The organism is Arthrobacter sp. MW3 TE3886, assembly GCF_041262145.1.
Classification (GTDB): domain Bacteria; phylum Actinomycetota; class Actinomycetes; order Actinomycetales; family Micrococcaceae; genus Arthrobacter.
Genome location: NZ_JBGCAN010000001.1, coordinates 443,592 through 467,254 on the forward strand (window position 1 = coordinate 443,592; position 23,663 = coordinate 467,254).

Consider the following 23,663-nt stretch of genomic DNA (forward strand, 5'->3'; position numbering starts at 1 on the left):
AGTTTTCTTGAGTCGATCGTATGCCTTGGGTGAAGAAGTATGGCGCAATCTGACATAAGCTTGATGAATGATCCGGCTCCGTAAGCTGGCGCGCGCCGCATCTCTACTGACCACCCCACTAGCTCCAGAAGACATTCTGTCGCTGTTCAATCCTGTGTTTTCCGCCCGCCAATTGCGCGGCGTGGTCACCAGGGTGGTTCCAGAAACGGCCGATTCCGCCACCATTTTCTTCCGTCCCGGCCGCGGCTGGCAAGCACACCTTGCCGGCCAGTGGGCCCGTATTGGCGTCGAGCTCGACGGTGTCCGCCATTGGCGGTCCTATTCTCTGAGCGCCCCCGCCGGACAGGACCCGGCAATCACCGTGACTGACATGGGCGCCGTCTCCGGGGCACTCGTACGCGGCACCAAGCCCGGCGACGTCCTGTTCCTGGCGCCCCCGCAGGGCGACTTCGTCCTTCCCGAGCATCCGCGTCCGCTGCTCATGCTCACGGCCGGCAGCGGGATCACCCCGGTGATGTCGATGATCCGCACGCTCGTTCCGCACCGCCCGGATTCCGACGTCGTCCTGATCCACACCGCCCGCACCGCCGCGGACACCATCTTCCGTGAAGAACTCGCCGAGCTCGCCGACCAGTTCCCGAACCTGCGCGTCACGCACTGGTTCACCGCGGAGAGCGGACGGCTGGACTTCACCTCAGCCGCCGACCTGGACCGGCTCTGCCCGGACTGGCGCCAGCGCGCCGCCTACGCCTGCGGCCCGGAAGGCTTCCTCAACGACGCCGAGGCACTGTGGGAGGCCGAAGCGGAGGACGCGCAGCAGGCCGCGGCCAGCTCGGGCACTCTGACCATCGAACGCTTCAGCACCAGCCTCGCCGGCGGCGCCGGGCACGACGGCGGACTGGTCACGTTCGAGGCCTCCGACCGTGAAGTCGAGGCCGACGGCGACACCCCGCTGCTCGATGTCGGCGAGGACGCCGGCGTCCTGATGCCCAGCGGCTGCCGCATGGGCATCTGCCACAGCTGCCTCATCCCGCTGCGGGCCGGCCATGTCCGTGACCTTCGCACCAACGAAGTGCACGGCGAGCCCGGCCAACTAATCCAGACGTGCGTGTCGGCAGCCGCCGGCCCCGTTAACCTCGACCTCTGAGGAGTATCACCGCATGACGATTGTTTCCAACAAACCGGACCTTTCCGACGCCGACACCAGCGGTTCAGCCGACACAGCAAAGGTCGTCACGGTCGCGAAGACGCGGCCCGGCGCCCTCGCCGAGACCGGCAGCCCGCTGCTGCGTCCGCCCGCGGCCGCCCACCTCTCCGACGAGCAAGTGGCGGAGCTGGGGCGCGAACTCGACGCCATCAAGGATGACATCCTCGCCAAGCGCGGATCCGCCGACGCCGCCTACATCCGCCGCATGATCAAGATCCAGCGCGGCTTGGAGCTCTCCGGCCGTGCCCTGCTCCTGGTCAGCAAGAAGAAACCGGCCTGGATCGCCGGCACCGCCCTGCTGAGCTTCGCCAAGATCCTGGAAAACATGGAACTCGGGCACAACATCCTGCACGGGCAGTGGGACTGGATGCGGGACCCGGACATCCACTCCACCACGTGGGAATGGGACTTCGTCACCCCCGCGCGCTCCTGGCAGCACACCCACAACGACCTCCACCACCGCTGGACAAATGTGGTCGGCAAGGACAACGACATCGGATACAACCTGCTGCGGATGGATCCGGACCAGGAATGGAAGCCGTTCAACCTGGGCAATCCGCTGTACAACGCGCTGCTGGCACCCGTCTTCGAGTGGGGCATCGCGATCTACGACCTCGAACTGGTTGACTACAAGGAGGGCCGGAAGTCCAAGGAAGCCCTGACCAAGGACCTGAAAGCCCTCGGCCGCAAGGCCCTGAAGCAGTTCACCAAGGACTACGCCGCCACTCCCGCCGTCGCAATGCTGACCGGTTCCGGCAAGCAGGCCCTCTACGGCACGCTGACCGCCAACGCCGTCCGCAACGTGTGGGCACACGCAGTGATCTTCTGCGGCCACTTCCCCGAAGGCACAGACACCTTCACCGAGGAAATGGTGGAGGGCGAGACCCGCGGCGACTGGTACGTGCGGCAGATGATTGGCTCGGCCAACATCTCCGGCTCCAAGTTCATGCACCTCATGACCGGCAACCTTTCGCACCAGATTGAGCACCACCTGTTCCCGGACCTGCCCTCAAACCGCTACGCGGAGGTCCAGCCGAAGGTACAGGAGATCTGCCAGCGCTACGGACTGCCGTACACCACGGGTCCGCTGCTGAAGCAGGTCGGCTCCACGTGGGCCAAGATCTTCAAGCTGGCCCTGCCTCCGAAGAAGGCCTAGCCAACCCAGGCCGGCTCAGCCGGAGCGGAATTATGAGAGGGGCGTCTGCCATCGCGGCAGGCGTCCCTCTTCGTCGTGCCGGGGCTGGGTCAGGATTTGCCCGCCACACCGAGGACGTGGGCCAGCCGCGGGTTGCCGGGAAGGACCGAAAAACCGAAGCGCTCGATGCCCTGCACGCTCAGGCCGGCCCCGGCGATCATGGCGGCGGTGTCACGGTTCGGGTGGCATCCGCCTGCCAGCCGGGCCCACAGCGGTGTGAGCAGGTCTTCGGCTGCCCCGAGCAGGCGGTGCGCGGAGCGGACGTGTTCGTAGAACAGCAGCAGGCCGCCGGGGCGCAGGACCCGGACCACCTCCGCCAGGGCCACGGACGGGTCCGCCACGCTGCACAGCACCAAGCTGGAAACGACGACGTCGGCCGAGGCATCCGCCGCCGGCAGCGCTTCCGCCACGCCGTCCCTCACCGTGACGGGCACCGGCGCCTTGCCGGCGGCGGCGAGGGCCAGCGCACGGAGCGTGGGGTCCGGTTCGAGGGCCAGCACGCTGGACACCGTGGAAGGGTAGAAGGGGAAGGTGGCCCCGTAGCCCGCACCGATTTCGATGACGAAGCCGTGCGCCGGCGCCACGAGCCGGCGGCGGTGCTCGGCTGCGCCGCGGGCGTCCATCCGCGGACCTACCCGGGCGTACGATCTCCCGAAGGATGACTCGCGGCGGGTGGTTTCCGGCATGGGGGCCTCCACCAGGTCAGCTGACCGCGGCCGGGTTGAGCTTGAGCCTGCGCAGCAGCTGGGCGTTCAGGGCAACCACAATGGTCGACGCCGACATCATCACGGCGCCCGCGGCGGGGGAGAGGACGATCCCCGCGAAGGCGAGGACACCGGCCGCCAGCGGCACGGAGATGATGTTGTATCCGGTGGCCCACACGAGGTTTTGCCACATCTTCCGGTAGCTCGCCCTGGACAGATCGAGCATTGACAGCACGGCCCGCGGATCGTTGCCGGCCAGGACCACGCCGGCGGATTCCACGGCCACATCCGTGCCGCCGCCAATCGCGATCCCCACCTCTGCCCGTGCCAGCGCGGGGGAGTCGTTGACGCCGTCGCCCACCATGGCCACCTTCGGCCCACGGCCCTGGAGCTCCGCCACCTTCTTGTCCTTGTCGGCGGGGAGGACCTCGGCGAACACTTCGTCGATGCCGAGTTCGGCGGCGACGGCGTGCGCCACCTGACAGGCGTCCCCGGTGACCATGGCCACCTTGATGCCGCGTGCCTGCAGGGCCCGGACGGCCTGGTGGGACTCGGGCCTCACGGCGTCCTCGAGGCTGACGGCACCCAGGACCGTGCCGCCGTCCACAACGTGGAGCACCGCCGCGCCGCGCTCCAGCCAGGCGCCGGTGGTGGCGGCCAAATCCGGCGGCTCCTGCAAGCCCAGCTCCCGGAGCAGGGCCGGGCCGCCCACCTGGACCGTGCGGCCATCGACCGTGGCCCGGACTCCGCGGCCGGTCAGGGACGTGAACCCGTCCGCCGTCGGAAGCTTCAGTCCCCGTTCCCGGGCGGCGGCAACGATTGAGCGGGCCAGGGGATGCTCGCTGTCAGCCTCCACAGCGGCCGCGAGTGCCAGCACCGCATTCTGCGCAGAGGCTTGGCCGGTTGCTGTGGCAGAGTTTGTGCCCGCGGCCGTGCCGGCGGCCGCGGCGGCAGCGACCTCCTTGAGCTCCGGCTCGCCCCTGGTCAGGGTGCCGGTCTTGTCGAACAGCACGACGTCGACTGTCCGCATGCGCTCCAGCGCCATCCGGTTCTTGATCAGGACGCCCGCCCGGGCTGCCCGCTCGGTGGAGATGGCGATGACTAGCGGGATGGCAAGGCCGAGGGCATGGGGGCAGGCGATCACCAGGACCGTCACGGTGCGCGTGACCGCGTCGCTTACGCTGCCCATCAGGGTCCAGAAGATGAACGTCAGGACGCCGGTGCCGGCCGCGAAGTAGAAGAGGAACGCCGCGGCCCGGTCGGCCAGGGCCTGGGCCCGGGAGGAGGACGCCTGCGCCTCGGCCACGAGGCGCCGGATCCCGGCGAGGGCCGTGTCCTCGCCGATGGCGGACACCCGGACCCGCACGGAGTTGTCCGTGGCGATGGTGCCGGCCACCACGGGATCGCCCGGGGCCCGCAGGACGGTTTTTGATTCGCCCGTGATCATGGATTCGTCGAATTCGGCCTGGCCGCCGCTGACGGTGCCGTCGGCCGGCATCCGGCCGCCGGGGCGGACCAGGATGGTGTCCCCGGTGCGGAGCTCGGAGAGGCTGACAGTCTCCGTGCCGGCGGCCGTGACGCGTTCCGCTTCGTCGGGCAGCAGCGCCGCCAGGGCATCAAGGGCGCCCTGGGCCGAGCCGAGGGCGCGCATCTCGATCCAGTGGCCCAGCAGCATGATGGGGACCAGCAGCGCCAGCTCCCACCAGAAGTCGAGATCGACACCGCCGATGCCGAGGCTGGTCGCCCAGGAGGCGATGAAGGCGACGCTGATGGCCATGGAGATCAGCAGCATCATCCCCGGCGTACGCGTTTTCAGCTCATTGAGCCCGCCCTTGAGGAACGGGCGGCCGCCGTAAAGGTAGATCGCCGTGCCGAACACCGGCGGGATCCACGCTGAGCCGGGAAAGGCGGGAGGCTCGTAGCCCAGGAGCTCCGCGAACATGGGGCTGAAGAAGACCACCGGCACGGCCAGGGCCAGTGTCAGCCAGAACCTGTTCCTGAACATTGCGACGCTGTGCCCGGCATGCTGGCCGTGGCTGTGCACCGTGTGCTCGTCGGCGGCGGGGCCCACGGCATGACTGCCGTGCGGCGTCCCGCCCGGACTGTGGTTCTCGATTCCCCGGTCCACGCCGGGGCTGCTGTGCCGGTGTTCCATGGTGCGTGCTCCTGACGGATGCTCAGTCATCTGCGGCTACGCTCAACATACCCCCAGGGGGTATCCTTGGCAAGGGGCCATTTCAGGATTCGGCGGACCTCGATAACTCGCGTCATCCCGGGGCGCCGTCCCCCGGCCTCTGTGACCTCAGCTGATCAGCAGTCCTAGGGCCTCGGCCAGGTGGCCAACCTCGCGGACGGAGAAGCCCGCCGGAACCGGTCCGTGCCCGTTGGGGCTGGCCGGCACCACGGCATGGGTGAAGCCGAGCCGGTGCGCCTCCTGGATCCGCTGGTTGATGCCGGGCACCGGGCGGACTTCGCCCGCCAAGCCCACCTCGCCGAAGGCGATGAGCCGCTGGGGGAGCGGCTTCCTGGCCTTGGCCGACGCCACCGCCAGGGCCACGGCGAGGTCCGTGGCGGGTTCGCTGAGCTTGACCCCGCCGACCGTTGCCACGTAGGAGTCGTCCTTGTTCAGCAGGCAGCCGGCGCGCTGCTGCAGGACGGCCAGGAGCATCGCCACGCGCGAGCTGTCCAGTCCGCTGGTGGCGCGGCGGGGCTGGGAGCTGGCGCTCTCGGCGAGCAGCGCCTGGACCTCGGCCAGCAGCGGCCGGCGGCCCTCCAGCGTGACCGTGATGCAGGTTCCCGAGACGGGCTCCTTGGTCCGGGAGACGAACAGTCCGCTGGGATCGGCGAGGCCCTCGATTCCGTCTTCGTTCAGATCGAAGCAGCCGACGTCGTCGGTGGGCCCGTAGCGGTTTTTGACCGCGCGCAGCAGCCGCAGCCGCGAGTGCCGTTCGCCTTCGAACTGGCAGACGACGTCCACGAGGTGTTCCAGCAGCCGGGGCCCGGCGATGGAGCCGTCCTTGGTCACGTGCCCGACCAGCAGTGTGGTCATGTTCCGGCGCTTGGCCGCCGCGATCAGGGACGCCGCCACCTCGCGCACTTGGGACACGCCGCCGGCGCTGCCCTCGACGTCGGCGCTGCTAAGGGTCTGCACGGAGTCCACCACCAGCAGCCGCGGCTCCAGCTTCTCCACCTGCCCCAGGGCCTGCCCCAGGTCCGTTTCGGCGGACAGGTACAGGGATTCGGCCACGGCGTCGATCCGGTCTGCGCGGAGTTTGACCTGGGCCGCGGATTCCTCGCCGGTGATGTAGAGGACGTCCTGGGCCGTCCGGGCGAACTTGGCCGCAACGTCCAGCAGCAGCGTGGACTTGCCCACCCCGGGCTCGCCCGCCAGAAGGATCACGGCGCCGGGCACCAGCCCGCCGCCGAGCACGCGGTCGAGTTCATCCACGCCGGTAGGCAGGAAAGCGGCGGTAGTGGCGTCGACGTCGGCGATCCGGCGGGCCGGTTCCAGGACCGTGGCGGCCGCCGTCGTCCGGGCGACGGCGGTGCCGGTCTCCTCCACGCTGCCCCACGCCTGGCACTCGCCGCAGCGGCCCACCCACTTGGCCGTCGTCCAGCCGCATTCGGCGCATTTATAGCCGGGCGCCTTCGGCCCCCGGGAAGTCTTCGTAGCCATTGGTCCACACTATCGGGGGCCAGCGACAATGGACCGCGTCGGCGGGCCATCGCGCCAGCTACACCAGCTACAGCGGGGGAAGGATGTCCCGGGCTTCCTTGGAATCCAGCCCGGCGGCCTCGAGCAGGTCCACCATGAGCGGGCGGAACAGCATGACCACCGTTTCGCCCTCGAGCAGCTGGACATCCAGCATCCGCGGATGCAGCCGGACGGCGATCTCCCGCAGCTCGGACCGGGCCGTGCGCAGGTGGGCGCGGCGGGCGCCGTCGTGCACTTCCGCGAGGCCGAGCGAGAGTTCGTCGACGGCGGCGGCCGTCTCCTGCAGGACCTCGGCGATGTTCTGGGTGGCCTCGTCCGAGAGCGCCGCATGGTTGATGGCGCTGGTCAGGCGGCGCGCAAAGACCCGGCTGTTGCGCAGCGCGAGGTCGATGTAGTCCAGCGACTGCTCCATCTGGTCCAGTTCGTCCCGGTGCCGCCGGTAGGCGGGGGCCAGGGTTGCCACTTCGCCGGAGGCGCGCAGCGACTGGCGCATGGCGTCGACGAGCGGCTGGCAGTTCCGGCCCCGGATGAGGGCATGCCAGGCCTGGGTGGAGTCACTGTAGCTCAGCGCCGACGCGCATTCCCGCAGCACCTCGGCGAGCTCGTGCAAGAGCTTCTTGACGTCACTGCGGGGTTCACGCCGGGGATCTTTGGGGACGAGGATGGTCACCAGGAGCGCGAACGCCCCGCCCACCACGGCGTCGATGCTGCGGGTGAACGGGCCCCCGATCGGCGCGGGCAGAAGCACCACGAGCACCGACTGCAGGCCAAGCTGGGTGGTGAAGATCGTCCCGCTGTCCAGGAACCTGGCCAGCAGGATGGAGAAAAGGAGCACGACGGCGGCCTGCCAGATTCCGGAGCCCAGCCAGTGCAGCAGCAGATCCCCGACCACAATCCCGATCGTGCAGCCCATGCCCACCTCGATGACGCGGCGCAGCCGGGGGTCGCGGGAAAACCCGAGCGCAATCAGGGCTGACGTGGCGGCAAACAGCGGCGCGGAATGGCCCAGGACGTATTCTGCGAACGCGTAGGCGCCGACGGCGCAGGCGGTCATCTGGATGGCCGGGACCAGGGAGTTCCGGCTCCGGACAAAGCCGGTGCGGACCCGGCCGCGCAGGAATCTTGCGCTTGCGGAGAGTCCAGTCGCGGAGGCCATGCCCTCCAGTCTATTTGCTGCCCCGGGGGCGGCCGTCACCGGCCGCGGGCACTGTGCGGCCGATACGACTGTGACGCACAGAACACAATGGCTACCCGGCATATGTAAGCCAATAGTCCCGCGTCGTTTACCGGCCGTTCACTTTGGTCCGCAATTCTCTTCACCTGGGCCACCTACGGTCGGTAGAGGTACAAACCGTACGCATCCCTGCGGGCCTTCTCCGGGCCCGGCACTCCCAGCCCTGGAAGGGGTACAACTCAGTGAAGGCTCTCCGCTTCGGCCGCAACGCGGCTATCGCTGTAATCGCCGTTGGCGCACTTGCGCTGACCGCCTGCGGTTCGGACAACGCAACCAACACGGCCCAGACTGCTGCGCCGTCTGCCTCTGGCCCTGCGGTCACCGGCACCCTGACCGGCATCGGTTCTTCCGCCCAGGGCGCAGCCATGGACGTCTGGAAGACGAACTTCGCCACCGCGAACCAGGGCGCCACTGTGCAGTACTCCCCGGACGGTTCCGGCGCCGGTCGCAAGGCGATCATCGATGGCTCGGCCCAGTTCGCCGGCTCCGATGCCTACCTCAAGGATGAAGAGCTCGCCAGCTCCAAGGAAAAGTGTGGTCCCGACGGAGCCATTGACATCCCGGTCTACATTTCCCCGATCGCCGTGGCCTTCAACGTCCCTGGCATCACAGACCTGAAGCTCGACGCCCCCACCGTTGCGAAGATCTTCCGCGGCGAGGTCGCCAACTGGAACGACCCCGCCATCGCGGCCATGAACCCGGGTGTCCAGCTTCCGGATCTCAAGGTCACCCCGGTGAACCGCTCTGACGACTCCGGCACCACCACCAACTTCACCGACTACCTGTCCGCCGTCGCCCCCGAGGTTTGGACCGACAAGGCAGCCGGCGTCTGGCCCGCGAGCCTGAAGGGCGAGAACGCCAAGGGCACCTCCGGCGTCGTCAAGACTGTCACGGACACCCCCGGCGCCGTGACCTACGCCGACGACTCCGCTGTCAGCGGCAAGCTCGGCACCGCGCAGATCAAGGTCGGCGACTCCTTCACGAAGATCTCCGCCGAGGCAGCTTCCAAGGCAGTCGACCAGGGCAAGCCGGTCGAGGGCCGCAATGCCAACGACCTCGCCATCAAGCTGGACCGCACCACCACGGTCGCGGGCGCCTACCCGATCGTCCTGGTGTCCTACCACATCGTCTGCACCACCTACGACACGCAGGCCACCGCTGACTTGGTCAAGGCCTTCGTCAAGTACGCCGCCTCCGACGCGGGCCAGCAGGCCGCCGCCGACGCCGCCAAGTCGGCGCCGCTGTCCAAGACCCTCCAGGACAAGGCAATGGCTGCTGTCGACTCCGTCAAGGCCAAGGCCTAGGGATACGCTGCGCCGCGAGGCAAAGTGGAAAAGGCATAGTGGAAACACGAGCCTGATCGAGGTTCCCTGCATCATGGCGGCCGTCAACGGCGGCCGCCATGGAGCAGGGAACTGACGCGTTTGTTCCATAGATCAAGATTTGCCGGGCACCGGCCGCGGAGGCCTCCGCAGCCGCCGCCCGGATCCCATCCAAACCGAAGGACCGTGAAGTGACCACCACCTCCCTGACCAAGTCCCGGGGCGCAGGCCAATCCGGTGACAAAGTCTTTTCCGCAGCCACCTTGGCAGCAGGGTGTTTGATCCTCGTCGTGCTCTTCGGCGTGGCACTGTTTTTGGTGATCCAGGCGCTGCCGGCCCTTGTGGCTCCGGGGGACAAGATCCAGGGCGGCGAAGGATTCTTCACCTACATCTGGCCGCTTGTCATCGGCACCCTCATCGCCTCGGTGATCGCGCTCGTGATCGCGACGCCGATCGCGATCGGCGTCGCGCTGTTCATTTCGCACTTCGCGCCGCGCAAAATCGCCTCCGGCCTGGGCTACGTGATTGACCTCCTCGCCGCCATCCCGTCCGTTGTCTACGGCGCCTGGGGCGTTGCGTTCCTGGCCAAGGAAATCTCGCCGTCGTACAACTGGCTGGCCGGGAATATGGGCTGGCTGCCGATCTTCCAAGGTCCCGCCTCCGCTACCGGCAAGACCATCCTGACGGCCGGAATCGTGCTTGCTGTCATGGTCCTGCCGATCATCACCTCCCTGACCCGCGAAATCTTCCTGCAGACCCCCAAGCTGCACGAAGAGGCCGCGCTGGCGCTCGGGGCCACCCGCTGGGAGATGATCCGGATGACCGTGCTGCCGTTCGGCCGGCCCGGAATCATCAGCGCCGTGATGCTGGGACTGGGCCGGGCCCTCGGCGAAACCATGGCCGTCGCGCTGGTGCTGTCCTCCGGGGCCCTGACCGCCAGCCTGATCCAGACCGGCAACCAGACCATCGCCGCCGAAATCGCCCTGAACTTCCCCGAGGCCAGCGGGCTCAAGGTCAACACGCTGATCGCCGCGGGCCTGGTGCTGTTCGTCATTACCCTCGGCGTGAACATGATTGCCCGGGGAATCATCACCCGGCACAAAGAATTCTCGGGAGCCAACTAAATGACCGCCACCCTGACTCCGGTACGCAAGCGCTCGGCGCTGACCAAGGGCCAACTGCCCAAGGCCGCGCCGTACATTGTCCTGGCCGTTGCCTTGATCCTTGGCGCGGCGATCCTCGCGCTGATCGGCTTCAATGCCTTCGGCTGGGGAATCGTCTCCGCCATCCTCTTCACCGCCGGCCTGGTGGGCTGGAGCCTGGTTGTGGAAGGCGTCCGCAAGGCCAAGGACAAGCTGGCCACCTGCCTGGTGGTGGGGGCCTTCCTGATTGCCCTGGTGCCGCTGTTCTCGGTGATCTGGACCGTGCTGGTCAATGGGCTCCCGGGGCTCCTGGATCCCGGTTTCCTCACCACGTCCATGAACGGGGTCACCGGCGCCTTCGACAACAAGACGGTCGAGGAAGGCGCCCCCCTGCTGGGCGGCATCTACCACGCGCTCATGGGGACCTTGCTCATCACGGTGCTCGCCACCCTCATCTCGGTCCCCGTGGGCCTGCTGACCGCGATTTACCTGGTGGAATACGGCGAGGACCGCGCCCTGGCCCGGGCCATCACGTTCTTCGTGGACGTCATGACCGGCATTCCCTCGATTGTCGCCGGCCTGTTCGCCGCCGCCGCGTTCTTCGCGGTGGTCGGCCCGGGCACCAAGACAGGTGCCGTGGCCGCCGTCGCGCTGTCGGTGCTGATGATCCCGGTGGTGGTCCGCTCCAGCGAGGAAATGCTCAAGATCGTGCCAAACGAACTCCGCGAGGCCGCCTACGCCCTCGGCGTCCGCAAGTGGCGGACCATCCTCAAGGTGGTCCTCCCGACGGCGATCTCCGGCATCGCGTCCGGCATCACCCTGGCGATCGCCCGCGTGATCGGGGAAACCGCGCCGATTCTGGTCACCGCCGGATTCGCGACCACCATCAACGCCAATGTGTTCAGCGGCTGGATGGCCTCGCTGCCGACATTCATCTACACCCAGATCCTGAACCCCACCTCGCCGTCGAATCCGGATCCGTCCTCCGAGCGGGCCTGGGGCGCGGCCCTGGTGCTCATCATCCTGGTGATGCTGCTCAACCTCGGCGCCCGCCTGATTGCCCGCATCTTCGCCCCCAAGACAGGCCGCTAGGCCACAGCGCCCGCCGCCCCTACCTCCAGCAAGTGAAGGAACACCATGTCTAAGCGCATCGACGTCAAGGACCTGAACGTCTACTACAGCAAATTTCTGGCCGTCGAAGGCGTTAACATCAACATCGACGCCAAGTCCGTCACGGCCTTCATCGGCCCCTCAGGCTGCGGCAAGTCCACCTTCCTGCGCACCCTGAACCGTATGCACGAGGTCATTCCCGGTGCGAGGGTTGAAGGCGAAGTGCTGCTGGACGGGGACAACCTCTACGGCCCCGGCGTCGACCCGGTCACGGTCCGGTCCCAGATCGGCATGGTGTTCCAGCGCCCGAACCCGTTCCCCACCATGTCCATCCGGGACAACGTGCTGGCCGGCGTGAAGCTGAACAACACGAAGATCTCCAAGGGCGAGGCCGATGTCCTGGTGGAGCGTTCCCTGCAGGGGGCCAACCTGTGGAACGAGGTCAAGGACCGTCTGGCCAAGCCCGGCTCGGGACTGTCCGGCGGCCAGCAGCAGCGCCTGTGCATTGCCCGCGCGATTGCCGTCGAACCCCAGGTGATCCTCATGGACGAGCCCTGCTCCGCCCTGGACCCGATCTCGACGCTGGCCATTGAGGACCTCATCAACGAGCTCAAGGACCAGTACACGGTGGTGATCGTGACGCACAACATGCAGCAGGCGGCCCGCGTGTCGGACAAGACGGCCTTCTTCAACATTGCCGGCACCGGCAAGCCGGGCAAGCTGATCGAGTTCGGCGACACCCCGACGATCTTCAGTAACCCGACCGAGAAGGCCACCGAGGACTACGTCTCCGGCCGCTTCGGATAACCGGCAGCGCCCTTACAGGCCGGCCACCGTCGAGAGCGCCAACTGCAGGATGAACGCGGCGGCGGCAGTGGCGATCGGGGTCAGTACCCAGAACCCCAGGATGCGGATCACCAGCCGGCGGTTGGTGCCCGGGAAACACTGGTTGGCGCCGGCGCCCAAGGTTGCCGCCGTCACCGTATTGGTGGTGGAGACAGGCCAGTGCAGCCCGATCGCGCCCACCAGCAGCATCACCGCGCTGTACATCTGCGCGACGGATCCGCGCAGGGGGTCGATCCGGGTCAGCCGGTAGCCGATGGTGTAGGAAATCCGCCACCCGCCCGCCAGGGTTCCCGCCGCCAACAAGATGGCCGTCAGCAGGGCCACCCACACCGGCACTGAACCGCCGTCGGAGAGCCCGGCCGCCAGCAGCGCCAGGATCACCACCGCGCTGATGCGCTGGCCGTCCTGCAGCCCGTGCCCAAAAGCGACGGCGCCGGCGGCGACCCGCCTGAGCCCGCCGGGAGCGGGTGTTGACGACGTTGGGCGGCGTGTAGCGGGCGGCCCAGCCCGCAGGCCAGACCAGCAGGAACGACCCTGCATAGGCGATCACCGGTGAGATCAGCAGCGGGAGCACCACCTGGGACAGGAGCGAGGCGTCCACGCCGGTGACGGGGTTCCCGCCGCCGGCGACGCTCGCGACCCCCGCCCCGGCGAGCCCGCCGACCAGGGCATGGGTGGAGGACGCCGGGATGCCGCGCCACCACATGTAGAGGCCCCAGAGGATGGCACTCAGTAGCGCGGCGAGGAGAATCGTCAGGCCGTTCGTGCCCTTCGGCAGCGTCAGCCACACCTGGGTGACGGCCAGGGCCAGGGCGGCGCTGAGCGCGGCCCCGATGAAGTTGAACAGGCTCGCCAGCAGCACCGCCACCGTTGGCGTCAGCGACCGCGTCCGCACGGCCAGCGCCACCGACGAGGACGCGTCCCTGAAACCGTTGAGGAAGGCGAAGACCCCGGCGCAGAGCAGCACCAGGGCAAGGAAGAAGAGCATCACGTCAGGATTCCTTGACGATGATGCTGCCCACCTGGGTGGCGATCCGGCGCATGTCCTTCGTGACTTCCACGAGCTGGTTCGCGACGTCGCGGTTGCGCGCGTACTGCATCGCCTTCATCTCGTGGAGCATGTCCGCGACCCAGACCCGGTGCGTGCGCTCGGCACGCTTGGCCAGGCGCAGGATCTCGATCCAGTAGTCCTCGAGATCGTCCAGGTTGTTCAGCCGCCGCATCGCATCGACTGTGAGTTCAGCCTGGCGGCTGATGATTTCCAGCTGGTCCGCGGCGCGTCTGGGCAGCCGTTCGAGCTTGTAGAGGGAAACGAGCTCGGCGGCGGCATCGAGCTTCTCCATGGCCTCGTTGAGGAACCGGGACAGTGTGTACATGTCCTCGCGCGGCAGCGGGTTCACGAAGCTGGTGCGCATGTGGGTCAGGAGGGCAAAGTGCAGCTCCGCCGATTTTGCCTCGTGGTTGTGCATGTCCTCCACCAGCCGGGCATGCTCACTGGCCGGGGCGCCGAGGATCTCTGAGAGTGTTCCGGTCCCCAGCACGATCTGGTGCGCCATTTGGGAGAGCAGGTTCAGTCCGGCGGACTCCTGGGGGAACAGGCGCAGCTTCACGTGGTGTCACCGGTCTTCCGGGAGGAGGTTCGCGGGTGGAGTCGGCCAGCCGTGTGACTTGACGGAGACCGGTGCATACGCATTACTTTACCGTCCGCTGCGGGTCCGGGCCGGCCCGACGCGGCATGTGAAGGTGCAGGCGAAAACAGGCGAAAACAGGCGGAAAACAGGAAGAAACGGGGGCGAGGCAGGCGAACACCGGGCAACGAGGGCATGAAAATGGTGCCGAACCGGATACGCCTCTCGGCGGTAGGCCGCTCTAGGCGGCTAAATGTTGAAGCCCGGGGGTTTCGCGGTTCGGCACCGCTTTCAGTTTTCTACGTAGGTTCATGCAAGTCAACATTGACAGCCAGCCCACGTCGTGCCTGCTGCCCGGCATCCGGGCGCCTGCCGCCCCGGGCCGGCTGGCTCTTAGTCCAGTTCGCCCAGCCGCCACGCATTGGCGGCGTGTTCGAGGTCCTCGGCCGTCTTGACCAGCAGGTGCGAGTTGCGGGTGAGTTTGCTGGCGTGGTTCTCGTTGCTGTGCTCGGCGTTGTCCGCAAGTGTCGCCTGGCCCAGGGCCACCACGCGGCAGAACGCTGCGGAGCGTTCCAGTGCGACGTCGAATTCGCCGTCGAACGCCCCGGAGAGGATGGCGTCGGCCATGGATTTCATCTCATCGGCGCCGGGCGGTTCGGCCGCGCCGGCCACCACGTGCGATACCTGGGCCGTGTCCTTGCCCGCCTTGAAGTAGACGGAGATCCGCTCGGGATCCTGGATGGTGGCGGCCCGCAGGGCGTACAGGCGCCACAGCGCGCCGGGAAGGGAGCGGGCGGGGCTTTCGGCCCACATTTCGGCGATCGCTTCCAGGCCCTGCTCATCGGCGAGTTTGACGAGCCGTTTGGTGACTTTAGGGTCGTCGCTGTCCCGGCCGCGGCGCACGAGCGCCTGCGCGGCCAGATGGGCCGCCTCCGAGACGCGGGCAGGATCGGCCCCTCCGGCGAAGGGCTCAAAGTCGATCGGTGCGAAGGGTTTCGGCTTGTGGTGCCGCGGGCCGGGGGCGCTTGATCCTGCTTGCTCGCTCATGCCCCCACGCTACTCCAGTGCCGCAAGGGAATCGAGGATCGGTGCGCGCAGCTGCCGGAGACCCGGGGGCCGACGCCGCCGCTGCGGGCACCGTGAAAAAACCCGGCCCAGGTCTGGGGTACAGTGTTAACGTCCAGAAATGGACTGGGCCGAAACGCGCCGCAACAGCGGATTTTATCCGCTGGTTCGGGGCCATCGGCTGGGGCCTTTAGCTCAGTTGGTAGAGCATCGGACTTTTAATCCGTGGGTCGTGGGTTCGATCCCCACAGGGGCCCACCCACAGGGGCCGGAATCCCGCAGAAATGCGGGATTCCGGCCCTTTGCCATTTCCTGGCTAGGCCGTCCGTGGGTGCATTCCGGAGACATTGCCGACGGGTTCGAGGGCTGTCGTCCTGGTCGTCTCAGGGGCGGCGGAGACTTCGTCCAGCCGGTCCGGCCAAAAGATCAAGGACTGAGTGCCGGTTCTCCGTCTCGGTGTTCCAGCCGCTCGGCGTCGCTGAGATTACCCTGCCGGGCGTCCCCCATGTGCGGACGGCCTTCCACCGTCGCCCCGGCTCTTGGGATCTGGGCACATCGCGCGGCTAGCCCTAGGATCAGGGGCATGACGATCAGACTGGACGCCGAGGGCAACCTCTACACAATGAACGAATGCTACAGCTGCGACAACGAGGGACCTCACTACTCGACCTTCGTCGTAAACGGGAGCCCCGTTTTCCAGTGTGCGCGGTGCATGGGCCCGGTCAGCGATACTTCGCCGGCCCCCTCGACCTGGCTGCCCGGACGCCCGGCGTAGGGCCGTCGCAATCCCTTCAGCTGGCACAGGAAACGCGAGTTGCCGGCAGTGATCCGTCTCTCCGTTGGGTTTTTGCCCCTGGGGCTGGGCTGGAATGGACAGCAGACAGGAGTCTAGGAATCATCGACGGTCAACGGGACGCGCTGGAGGCGACTATTGCCGCAGGCGCTGGGATTCTGACGACGAGCACGCGGCCATGTTGGCGTTGTACCGGTAGCTGGCGGACCAAATGGCCGCGGCAGCTTATGAGGACGACGGCGGGCCCTCGACAAGATTGGCGGCGGCATACCTGTCGGGCTCAAGGATTTTGGGTCCGCGATCTGGTTCCCCAGAGATTCCGCCCTGCCGGGGTAATCTGGCGGTTTCATGCCCTCATCGTCTGGCCTGGTGGACCCGCTTCGGCTTTGATGCGTGGGTACATTTTGGAGACATGAGGTCCAGTGACGGGAAGATCTGGGCCGCATGAGGGGCGTGGGATGTTTGGGGCCGAAATCTTTGGGTTTTCGGCCTATCAAGTCGTGGCCATATCCGGGCAGATGTTGGTGGATTGTATCCGTGGGTCGTGGGTTCGATCCCCACAGGGCCCACTCTTTTAGCGAAGAGTGGAAGAACCCCGGATTCCTGGCAACAGGAAGCCGGGGTTTTTTGTGCCTACCCGGGGCCCATCCGTCCGGTCCTTTCCCCTCGGTCCGCGGCCCCTGTGCTGCGGGACGCTGTAACTGCGGCCGCCTGGATTGTACGGCTGGCTAGTTACCAGTTCCGCTAGGCTTGGCGAATGGACTCCCACGGCGCCTCCGGATACTGGTATGGCCCCGATGACAGCCTGGATCCTCCTGCGGCGATCCTGCAGGCCCTCCGCGACTATCGGATCTCGGAGGTCGCGACCAGGCGGTCCACCCGCGATTCGATGGGGATGGGTGAGACGGACCTGCTGGCTTTGCGGTACCTGCTGCGGGCCAGCGCGACAGGCGAGCGGGTTGGCCCGAAGGACCTCAGCCGTGTCTTGGGCATCACGACCGCTTCCACGACGTCGCTGATCGACCGGCTGGTGGCCAGCGGACACGTCCGGCGTGAGCCGCACCCGACCGACCGGCGCTCACTTGTGATCGTGCCGACGGTGGCGACGGACTCCGAAGTCCGCGCCACGCTTGGACACATGCACCGGCGGATGATGGAGGTGGCCGAGTCGATGAGCGCCGAGGACGCCCGCGTGGTCATCACTTTCCTGCGCCGGATGAGCGCGGCCATCGGCACCGAGCGGCACAACTAGCTCGTTTAACTAGTTATATGTATGCTTACTACTTGGTTTTTCGATCTCAACGAGAGTAGGCGCCGTGGCTGAATCCGCAACCCTGACCGGGGACCCAGCGACAGTTCTCCCGCCCAACGCCCCGCTGCACTGCGGCGCACCCATGCAGTGGACTTCGCCGGAGCCGGGTGCGATGCCCTCGTACTCCTTCGGGCCTGCGGACCCGTCCCTCGATCTCCCGGCCCTGTGGCGCTGCCCCTGCGGGTTCCAGCTCGACGGCGGGTTCCAGCTGGGGGAGGGGGGCCAGTTCGACGGCGGGTTCGACCTGGAGGGCGTGCTCCAGCTCGATAGTGTCGGACAAGGTGTCGATCACGGTGCTGCGGGGCTTGCCGCGGCCTGCTGACCCAGCCGCCTGCTTTCGCACCGCCTGCTCTTCACTGCCTGCTCTTCACCGCCGAACCGCGTCTGCCGGGCGCCGGCTCCTCACTCCCCGGGCGTAAGCCGGGGCCGCGCCGGCACCAGCGCGGTGGGGGAGTCCACCTGCAGCCGGTCCGCAGGGATGCCCGGCAACCCTGATGCCGCGTCCAGAGGAAACGTCACGACGTCGCCGGAGCGTTCGTGGGCGACGTGCAGCAGGCCATCGCGGACCAGATGGTGCCGGGGCCAGATGCCGCCGCTGGGGACATCGGCCACCGGACGCAGCGCCGCGCCTCCGGCCTCCACCTCCAGCACGCAGACCCGGTTCGAACCGCGGACGCCCACATAGGCGTGCCTGCCATCGGGCGCCAACGCGATCTCGGCCGCCGAATCTTCCGGCTGCGCCCCGCCGGCGGTGGCAGGCCCGACGAAGCCGAGCCGGAAGTCCCCGGAGTCCGGAGGCAACCCGGCCACAGCCACCTCGATTGAATACTCGGTCACCACAAAGACGTGGCCGCCCGGATGCTGGACCAGGTGCCGGGGGCCGCTGCCCTGCGGCAGGACCACCTCATGGTCCAGGGCCGGCCCCAAAGCCCGTCCCGGCCCGGAGTGGACATTCCAGATCCGCAGCAGGTCGTGGCCGAGGTCGGTGGTCATCACCCTTCCGTCGGCCAGCATGAGCGCCGCATGGGCGCGGCTGGGCCGCTTTTCCCTTTCGTAAGGTCCGCCGTCGGGAGCCTCGCCGTGCGGGTCGCGCGATTCGACGCCGGCCGTCCGGCCCACGATGCCGCCGTCGGCGTCGAGCCCGTAGAACAGCACCTGGCCGTCGCCCCAGCAGCAGACCACGAGGAAGCGGCCGGAAGGCTCGACGGCGACATGGCAGGCCGCGTCGCCGGCCGGCCACGCCGGGCCCGCGGGCTCCAGACCAAAGGCGCCGGCCCGGCGGTAGGCCCGGACGGTCCTGGCGTGCTCGGCCACGGCATAGACCACAGGGAGTGAAGGGTGGACCGCCAGGAAGGACGGCGAGTCGGCTGCCGCCGCAACACCCAGCCACCGCAGTGTGCCGTCGGCCGCCGCGGCAACCGCGCCGATCCCCGTACCGCGGCCGCCGGAATCTGCCGTGTAGGAGCCGGTCCAGATGAGATCGTGTGCAGGGATGGAGTCCATGCTGACATCCTGCCAGCCGGCGCTGCCACGGCATCCCAAACGGGCCCGGAAACGGGCGCCACATTTCGCCACCGCAAACCGCAGGCCAATCACAGCTGGCCGCGGGCGGCTTCGGTAGCATGGGCAAATCGAGCAACTGCAGCAAAAGGAGGTGGGTCCCGTTCACGCAAGTCCAGAAGGGATGCCCGCCCAGCGCTGCCGGCTGCGGCCAGTTCACGGTGAGGGCGTCTGACACCCGACCGAAAGGCGCTCCCATGCCAGTAATCCGCCATGTTTCCCCGCACGAGAGACTCACCGCCAGGCTCCGGGCAGCCGGCTGCGTGTTTGCCGAAGACGAGGCCCGCCTGCTGATCGACGCGGCCCCGACGCCGGAGGCGCTGGAACGGATGGCCGGGCGGAGGGTTGCCGGCCTTCCCCTTGAACACATTCTCGGTTGGGCGGAATTCTGCGGACTCCGCATCGCGGTCGACACCGGAGTCTTCGTGCCCCGTCGGCGGACGGAGTTTCTCGTCCGGCAGGCCGCTGCGCTGCTGGACGCAAGCCGCCTGGCGCTGAGCGCCGGGCCGGCGCCCGTCGTTGTCGATCTCTGCTGCGGATCCGGCGCTGTCGGTGCGGCGCTTGCCGCCCTCGCCGGCCCCGCCGAGCTCCACTGCGCCGATATCGACCCCGCGGCCGCGGCCTGTGCGCGCACGAACGTCTTGCCCCTGGGCGGGGAGGTTCACGAAGGCGACCTCTATGCTCCGCTCCCGGCGGGCCTCCGGGGACGCGTCCGGTTGCTGGCGGTCAACGCCCCCTACGTTCCGTCGGCAGACATCGAAACCATGCCACAGGAGGCGCGCGTCCACGAGCCCCGGGCCTGCCTCGACGGCGGCGCCGACGGGCTTCAGGTGCAGCGGCGGGTCGCCGCCGGCGCGCGGCAGTGGCTCGCGCCCGGCGGCCACGTGCTGATAGAGACCAGCCGCCGGCAGGCCGCGCAGACGGCCGGAATCCTTCGCAGGCACGGACTGGCGGCCCGGGTGCTGCGCTCGGAGGAGCTGGGGGCCACTGTGGTGGCCGGCGCGCTGCTGCCCTCCGCCGGGCGGTAGCTGCTGGCAGAGGCGGCTACGGCGGCCCCTCGACAAGCTCCTAGGGCAGTTTGTCCGGGTCCGCGCTGGTGGCGGGGCCCGCCGGCGTGGCGCCGCCCTCGTCCGACCAGTCCTGGCCGTCCTGATCGCTGAGCGCCGGATCGGAACGCACGTCGGGGGCCACAGGCACGGACGTTCCCGGCGCGGTTGTTCCCTGCGTGGCCGCGGTTGTTCCCTGCGTGGCCGCGGTTGTTCCCTGCGTGGCCGCGGAGGTGCTCTCCTTGCCGGCGTCGCGGTGGACGGCCGAGCTGATGACCGTGCCTGCGCGCCGGGCGGCTTCACCGAGCTGCCCGGAAACCTCGGGGGCCTTTTCCTTGAGCGTCTCGGCGGCTACGGCCACCTTGTCCTGGACCGGCTTGCTCTGCCAGAGCTCTGCCGACCTGGCCTTGAGCTTGTCATAGGCTGCGCGGCCTGACCGCGATCCGAGGACATATCCTGCGGCCAGTCCGGTGGCGAAAAGAAATTTGCCCTTCATGCTGTGCTCCTGCTCCCTGACGTAGGTGGAAAGAAGATGTTGCTGAACAGTTCCTGGACAGTGCGTGGCGGGGCCGGCTCTTGCGGCCCGCGGGCCACCCTGTTGTCAAAATATTGCAAAAAACCGGCCCCGGGAATAACCCAGGGCCGGTTTCCGGTCAGTCTCCGTGTTAGCGGGCTGAGCGCTTGCTGATCATGCCGTAAACGAGCAGGACGATGATCGCACCGCCGATGGCCAGCAGCCAGGTCGACAGCGAGAAGAACTCGTTGATGCCCACGCCGAAGAGTGCGCTGCCAATGAAGCCGCCGAGCAGCGCTCCGACGACGCCCAGGATCAGAGTGATGATGATGCCACCGCCCTGACGTCCCGGGAGGATGGCCTTAGCGATGGCTCCGGCGATGAGGCCCAGAATCAGAAATGCGAGAAAACCCATTTTTCGTTCCTTCTTCTTTCATAGAGGAGGCACCCGGATCGCCGGGTGCGCTACATCCTTCTGCCCTAATACTAATCATGCTTAGTATCAAAGAGCCACCCGGCTTCCTGCGGGTGTGTCCGGCGGGGTGCCAAAACCGGCCCCCGCGCCCTACCACGCGTAGTCTTCCGGTGCCGTTCTGTGGCCCGGGAAAATCTCGTCGAGGCGCCTTAGCGCGTCGGCGTCGAGCTTCAATTTGTGCGCCCTGACGGAGGCTTCGAGCTGCTCAAGGGTACGCGGGCCGATGATCGGAGCGGTGACTGCCGGCTGGTGGAGCAGCCACGCGAGTGCCACGTCCGCGGGTTCCTGGCCCAGTTCGGCGGAGAAGTCCTCGTATCGCCGGATCTGTTTCTGGTGCGACTTGAGCGCATCGAGGGCCCGGCCCGCGATGCGGCGCACGCCGTCGCCCTCCTTCTTCAGCACTCCGCCGAGCAGGCCGCCGTGCAACGGCGACCATGGCAGGATCCCCAGGCCATACTGCTGTGCGGCAGGGATGACTTCCAGTTCCACGTCCCGGGTCAGCAGGTTGTAAATCGACTGTTCGCTGACCAGCCCGTTGTAGTTGCGGCGGCCGGCGGTTTCCTGCGCCCGGGCGATGTGCCACCCGGCGAAGTTGCTGCTGCCGGAGTACAGGATCTTCCCTTGCTTGACGGCGACCTCGATGGCCTGCCAGATCTCATCCCAGGGCGTGTTCCGGTCCACGTGATGGAACTGGTACAGATCGATGTAGTCCGTCTGCAGCCGTTTCAGGCTGGCATCGAGCGCCCGGCGGATGTGCAGTGCCGAGAGCTTGGACTCGTTCGGCCTGTCCGTCATGGTGCCGAACAGCTTGGTGGCAAGCACCGTGCGCTCGCGGCGCTCGCCGCCTTGGGCGAACCAGCGGCCGAGTATCTCCTCCGTCCAGCCGCGGTGGCTCGACCCGCCATACACATTGGCCGTGTCGACGAAGTTGATGCCGGCGGCCTGCGCGGTGTCCAGGATGGCGAAGGCCTGCGTCTCCTCGGTCTGCGGGCCAAAGTTCATGGTGCCCAGGCAAAGGCGCGAGACTGTCAGGCCGGAGCGGCCCAGATGCGTGTAGCGCATGAAGTTTTCCTCTCCGCCCTGGCCTCCTCTGCCCTGACGGGTTGCGGGTTGCTCCGGAGCGGGGCGGTGCGTGCCGTCCCGCTCCGGAGTCTGGCGTCAACGCTCCAGGCGGAACCCCAGCTTGATGGTGACCTGCCAGTCGGCGACCTGCCCGTTTTCAAGGTGGCCGCGGATCTCCTTGACTTCAAACCAGTCAAGGTTTCGGAGGGTCTTGGCGGCCTCGGCGATGCCGTTCCGGACGGCCGCATCGACGCCCTCGTTCGAGGTTCCGACAATTTCAGAAATGCTGTAAGTGTGATTAGACAACTTCGCTCCTCGTGATCGCCATCGATGCCCGGCTGTGGGCCGTTCCTGCAGACTAGCCGACCGAACCCGGCCGGACTAGGGGTTTGTGCCCGGAGTCCGGAACCCCGGGAGGCGGTCCCGGCAGTGGGCGTTTGGCCTGCCGGGGCGGGGCGTCCGCGCGCGGCCTGATCCGGCTCACCATCCAGGGGCAGCATGTAGTGCGCCATCCAGGCCAGGTCACTGGCCCGGGTCTCCCGCCAGTTGCCCGGCGGCATCGGCTTGGGCTCCAGCGGGTGCAGGCGGTGTGGCACGCTGAGCGTGTCCAGGACCATGGCCGCAATGGTGTGGTGTCCGAGCGGCGAGAAGTGCAGGCGGTCCGGATCCCACATCCGCGGATCGCTCAGTTGCCGCAGGGCCCACAAATCAGCGATGACGACATCGTGCCGGGCGGCGATGACCCGGATGTTCTCGTTGAATACCGCGACCTTCCCCCGGATGTGTCCGAACACGGCAGTCTCGCCCCAGTCCGGGCCGGTGAACAGGACCACCGTGGCCCCGGTGGCCGAGAGCACCGCCACGGCGTCGTCCAGGGCCGCGGCCATCCGGTCCGGATCGCCGCGGTGGAACACGAGATCGTTCCCGCCAGCGGAGAGGGAGACGAGGTCGGGCTTCAGGTTCAGGGCCGGTTCGAGTTGCTGGTCGAGGATTTCGCGCAGCACCAGGCCGCTGATGGCAAGGTTTGCGTATCCGAATTCGCGGCGGCCCTCGCCGAGTTCCTCGGCAATGCGGTCCGCCCACCCCCGCATGCCCCCTGGGCTCAGCGGTTCCGGATCGCCGACGCCCGCCGTGAACGAGTCGCCCAAGGCGACATACCGGCTCCAGGGCCGTGAACGCGGGGTACCTGAATGCCCGCGTACGGAGCTCTGATCCCCTGAATGCCACGGCCCCGCGGCGGGGATGTTGACGCCGGTATGGCCGGCGTCCGGCTCGAGGAACCTGGCGGCGTTCACATCACCAGCAATACGCCGATATTCCATGCCTCGCTAGGTACTTATGCCCCTAGCGAGGCGGCGTGGGGGCGTCGGCGGCCGCGCGAGGCAGTCCGCCACCCGGGAGGCAAAATACTCGTGGGGGTATAATGTGGAGCCTGACGCATCAGACCGGAGGAACCCATGGAACTCGATCCCACCGACATGAAGCCCGTCATCAACCGGCTTCGCCGTGCCCAGGGGCAGCTTGCGGCAGTCACGAGGATGATCGAGGAGGGCCGTGACTGCAAGAGCGTCGTGACCCAGCTGGCGGCCGTGTCGAGCGCCCTGGACAAGGCGGGATTCTCCATCATCGCCACGGGCCTGCAGCAGTGCATGCAGCAGGAAGACCCCAGCCTGGACCGGGCCGAACTCGAGAAACTCTTCCTCTCGCTCGCCTGACGCAGGACCTCTCGCTCG

At 67.7% G+C, this 23,663-nt stretch carries 22 protein-coding genes, 1 tRNA gene and 2 pseudogenes; 12 read left to right on the forward strand and 13 right to left on the reverse strand.

The genetic code is table 11. The features are described from left to right. The first annotated feature begins 67 nt into the window (after positions 1 to 67). Positions 68 to 1,147, forward strand: coding sequence for a ferredoxin reductase (locus ABH915_RS02130; protein WP_370117274.1), 1,080 nt, complete (start codon positions 68 to 70; stop codon positions 1,145 to 1,147). Positions 1,148 to 1,160: 13 nt separating this feature from the next. Continuing rightward, positions 1,161 to 2,363: a fatty acid desaturase gene (locus ABH915_RS02135; protein ID WP_370117277.1), complete on the forward strand. Its 1,203-nt coding sequence runs from the start codon at positions 1,161 to 1,163 to the stop codon at positions 2,361 to 2,363. Positions 2,364 to 2,452: 89 nt separating this feature from the next. Here ABH915_RS02135 and ABH915_RS02140 read toward each other — a convergent pair whose 3' ends face one another. From ABH915_RS02140 to ABH915_RS02155, 4 genes are all read right to left on the reverse strand, one after another. After that, positions 2,453 to 3,088, reverse strand: coding sequence for a class I SAM-dependent methyltransferase (locus ABH915_RS02140; RefSeq protein ID WP_370117280.1), 636 nt, complete (start codon positions 3,086 to 3,088; stop codon positions 2,453 to 2,455). A 16-nt stretch (positions 3,089 to 3,104) separates the two neighbouring features. After that, positions 3,105 to 5,261 (reverse strand): copper-translocating P-type ATPase, encoded by a 2,157-nt coding sequence (locus tag ABH915_RS02145; RefSeq protein ID WP_370117283.1) that lies wholly within the window; start codon positions 5,259 to 5,261, stop codon positions 3,105 to 3,107. Positions 5,262 to 5,408: 147 nt separating this feature from the next. Continuing rightward, positions 5,409 to 6,782 (reverse strand): DNA repair protein RadA, encoded by a 1,374-nt coding sequence (radA, locus tag ABH915_RS02150; RefSeq protein ID WP_026266683.1) that lies wholly within the window; start codon positions 6,780 to 6,782, stop codon positions 5,409 to 5,411. Positions 6,783 to 6,849: 67 nt separating this feature from the next. After that, entirely contained in the window at positions 6,850 to 7,977 is a 1,128-nt protein-coding gene (locus tag ABH915_RS02155) for an aromatic acid exporter family protein (RefSeq protein ID WP_026539482.1), read from the reverse strand. 260 nt (positions 7,978 to 8,237) lie between these two features. On the opposite strand from ABH915_RS02155, the gene pstS reads away from it, so the two are divergent. The 4 genes from pstS (at position 8,238) to pstB (ending at position 12,436) form a co-directional block, all read left to right on the forward strand. After that, entirely contained in the window at positions 8,238 to 9,359 is a 1,122-nt protein-coding gene (gene pstS / locus ABH915_RS02160) for a phosphate ABC transporter substrate-binding protein PstS (RefSeq protein ID WP_026539481.1), read from the forward strand. Between the two features lie 209 nt (positions 9,360 to 9,568). After that, entirely contained in the window at positions 9,569 to 10,501 is a 933-nt protein-coding gene (gene pstC / locus ABH915_RS02165; protein ID WP_370117287.1) for a phosphate ABC transporter permease subunit PstC, read from the forward strand. Continuing rightward, complete coding sequence (gene pstA, locus ABH915_RS02170; protein WP_018774899.1) at positions 10,502 to 11,611, forward strand: phosphate ABC transporter permease PstA; 1,110 nt, start codon at positions 10,502 to 10,504, stop codon at positions 11,609 to 11,611. Between the two features lie 45 nt (positions 11,612 to 11,656). Next, positions 11,657 to 12,436 carry a phosphate ABC transporter ATP-binding protein PstB gene (gene pstB, locus ABH915_RS02175; RefSeq protein WP_018774898.1) on the forward strand — a complete coding sequence of 260 codons (780 nt, stop codon included), beginning with the start codon at positions 11,657 to 11,659 and terminating at the stop codon, positions 12,434 to 12,436. Between the two features lie 12 nt (positions 12,437 to 12,448). Here pstB and ABH915_RS02180 read toward each other — a convergent pair. The 3 genes and pseudogenes from ABH915_RS02180 to ABH915_RS02190 all read right to left on the reverse strand — a co-directional run bounded on the left by ABH915_RS02180 (position 12,449) and on the right by ABH915_RS02190 (position 15,150). After that, positions 12,449 to 13,463 (reverse strand): annotated as a pseudogene (locus tag ABH915_RS02180) (anion permease). A 4-nt stretch (positions 13,464 to 13,467) separates the two neighbouring features. Continuing rightward, on the reverse strand, positions 13,468 to 14,085 hold the full coding sequence (locus ABH915_RS02185) for a DUF47 domain-containing protein (protein ID WP_018774896.1): 618 nt from the start codon (positions 14,083 to 14,085) through the stop codon (positions 13,468 to 13,470). Between the two features lie 411 nt (positions 14,086 to 14,496). After that, positions 14,497 to 15,150 (reverse strand): hypothetical protein, encoded by a 654-nt coding sequence (locus ABH915_RS02190; RefSeq protein ID WP_018774895.1) that lies wholly within the window; start codon positions 15,148 to 15,150, stop codon positions 14,497 to 14,499. A 202-nt stretch (positions 15,151 to 15,352) separates the two neighbouring features. On the opposite strand from ABH915_RS02190, the gene ABH915_RS02195 reads away from it, so the two are divergent. The 4 genes from ABH915_RS02195 (at position 15,353) to ABH915_RS02210 (ending at position 17,595) form a co-directional block, all read left to right on the forward strand. Continuing rightward, positions 15,353 to 15,426: transfer RNA gene (locus ABH915_RS02195), tRNA-Lys, on the forward strand. 325 nt (positions 15,427 to 15,751) lie between these two features. Continuing rightward, positions 15,752 to 15,943 (forward strand): hypothetical protein, encoded by a 192-nt coding sequence (locus ABH915_RS02200; RefSeq protein WP_370117292.1) that lies wholly within the window; start codon positions 15,752 to 15,754, stop codon positions 15,941 to 15,943. Between the two features lie 775 nt (positions 15,944 to 16,718). Continuing rightward, positions 16,719 to 17,213, forward strand: a complete 495-nt coding sequence (locus tag ABH915_RS02205) for a MarR family winged helix-turn-helix transcriptional regulator (protein ID WP_370117295.1) — start codon at positions 16,719 to 16,721, stop codon at positions 17,211 to 17,213. Between the two features lie 64 nt (positions 17,214 to 17,277). Continuing rightward, the gene (locus ABH915_RS02210) at positions 17,278 to 17,595 is read left to right on the forward strand and encodes a hypothetical protein (protein ID WP_370117297.1); all 318 of its coding nucleotides are present in this window, start codon (positions 17,278 to 17,280) and stop codon (positions 17,593 to 17,595) included. 80 nt (positions 17,596 to 17,675) lie between these two features. Here ABH915_RS02210 and ABH915_RS02215 read toward each other — a convergent pair whose 3' ends face one another. Next, positions 17,676 to 18,776 (reverse strand): lactonase family protein, encoded by a 1,101-nt coding sequence (locus ABH915_RS02215; protein WP_370117300.1) that lies wholly within the window; start codon positions 18,774 to 18,776, stop codon positions 17,676 to 17,678. Positions 18,777 to 19,030: 254 nt separating this feature from the next. On the opposite strand from ABH915_RS02215, the gene ABH915_RS02220 reads away from it, so the two are divergent. Continuing rightward, positions 19,031 to 19,861, forward strand: a complete 831-nt coding sequence (locus ABH915_RS02220) for a putative protein N(5)-glutamine methyltransferase (protein WP_370117303.1) — start codon at positions 19,031 to 19,033, stop codon at positions 19,859 to 19,861. 40 nt (positions 19,862 to 19,901) lie between these two features. On the opposite strand, the gene ABH915_RS02225 is transcribed toward ABH915_RS02220, so the two are convergent. The 5 genes and pseudogenes from ABH915_RS02225 to ABH915_RS02245 form a co-directional block, all read right to left on the reverse strand. After that, complete coding sequence (locus ABH915_RS02225; RefSeq protein WP_370117306.1) at positions 19,902 to 20,375, reverse strand: hypothetical protein; 474 nt, start codon at positions 20,373 to 20,375, stop codon at positions 19,902 to 19,904. Positions 20,376 to 20,544: 169 nt separating this feature from the next. Next, positions 20,545 to 20,808, reverse strand: coding sequence for a GlsB/YeaQ/YmgE family stress response membrane protein (locus ABH915_RS02230; RefSeq protein WP_018774889.1), 264 nt, complete (start codon positions 20,806 to 20,808; stop codon positions 20,545 to 20,547). Between the two features lie 150 nt (positions 20,809 to 20,958). Further along, positions 20,959 to 21,930 (reverse strand): aldo/keto reductase, encoded by a 972-nt coding sequence (locus tag ABH915_RS02235; RefSeq protein ID WP_370117310.1) that lies wholly within the window; start codon positions 21,928 to 21,930, stop codon positions 20,959 to 20,961. A 96-nt stretch (positions 21,931 to 22,026) separates the two neighbouring features. After that, positions 22,027 to 22,236, reverse strand: a complete 210-nt coding sequence (locus ABH915_RS02240) for a dodecin (protein ID WP_011690139.1) — start codon at positions 22,234 to 22,236, stop codon at positions 22,027 to 22,029. Positions 22,237 to 22,288: 52 nt separating this feature from the next. Continuing rightward, positions 22,289 to 23,225 (reverse strand): annotated as a pseudogene (locus tag ABH915_RS02245) (SGNH/GDSL hydrolase family protein). Positions 23,226 to 23,387: 162 nt separating this feature from the next. On the opposite strand from ABH915_RS02245, the gene ABH915_RS02250 reads away from it, so the two are divergent. Continuing rightward, positions 23,388 to 23,645: a metal-sensitive transcriptional regulator gene (locus ABH915_RS02250; RefSeq protein WP_018774886.1), complete on the forward strand. Its 258-nt coding sequence runs from the start codon at positions 23,388 to 23,390 to the stop codon at positions 23,643 to 23,645. Positions 23,646 to 23,663 lie beyond the last annotated feature (18 nt).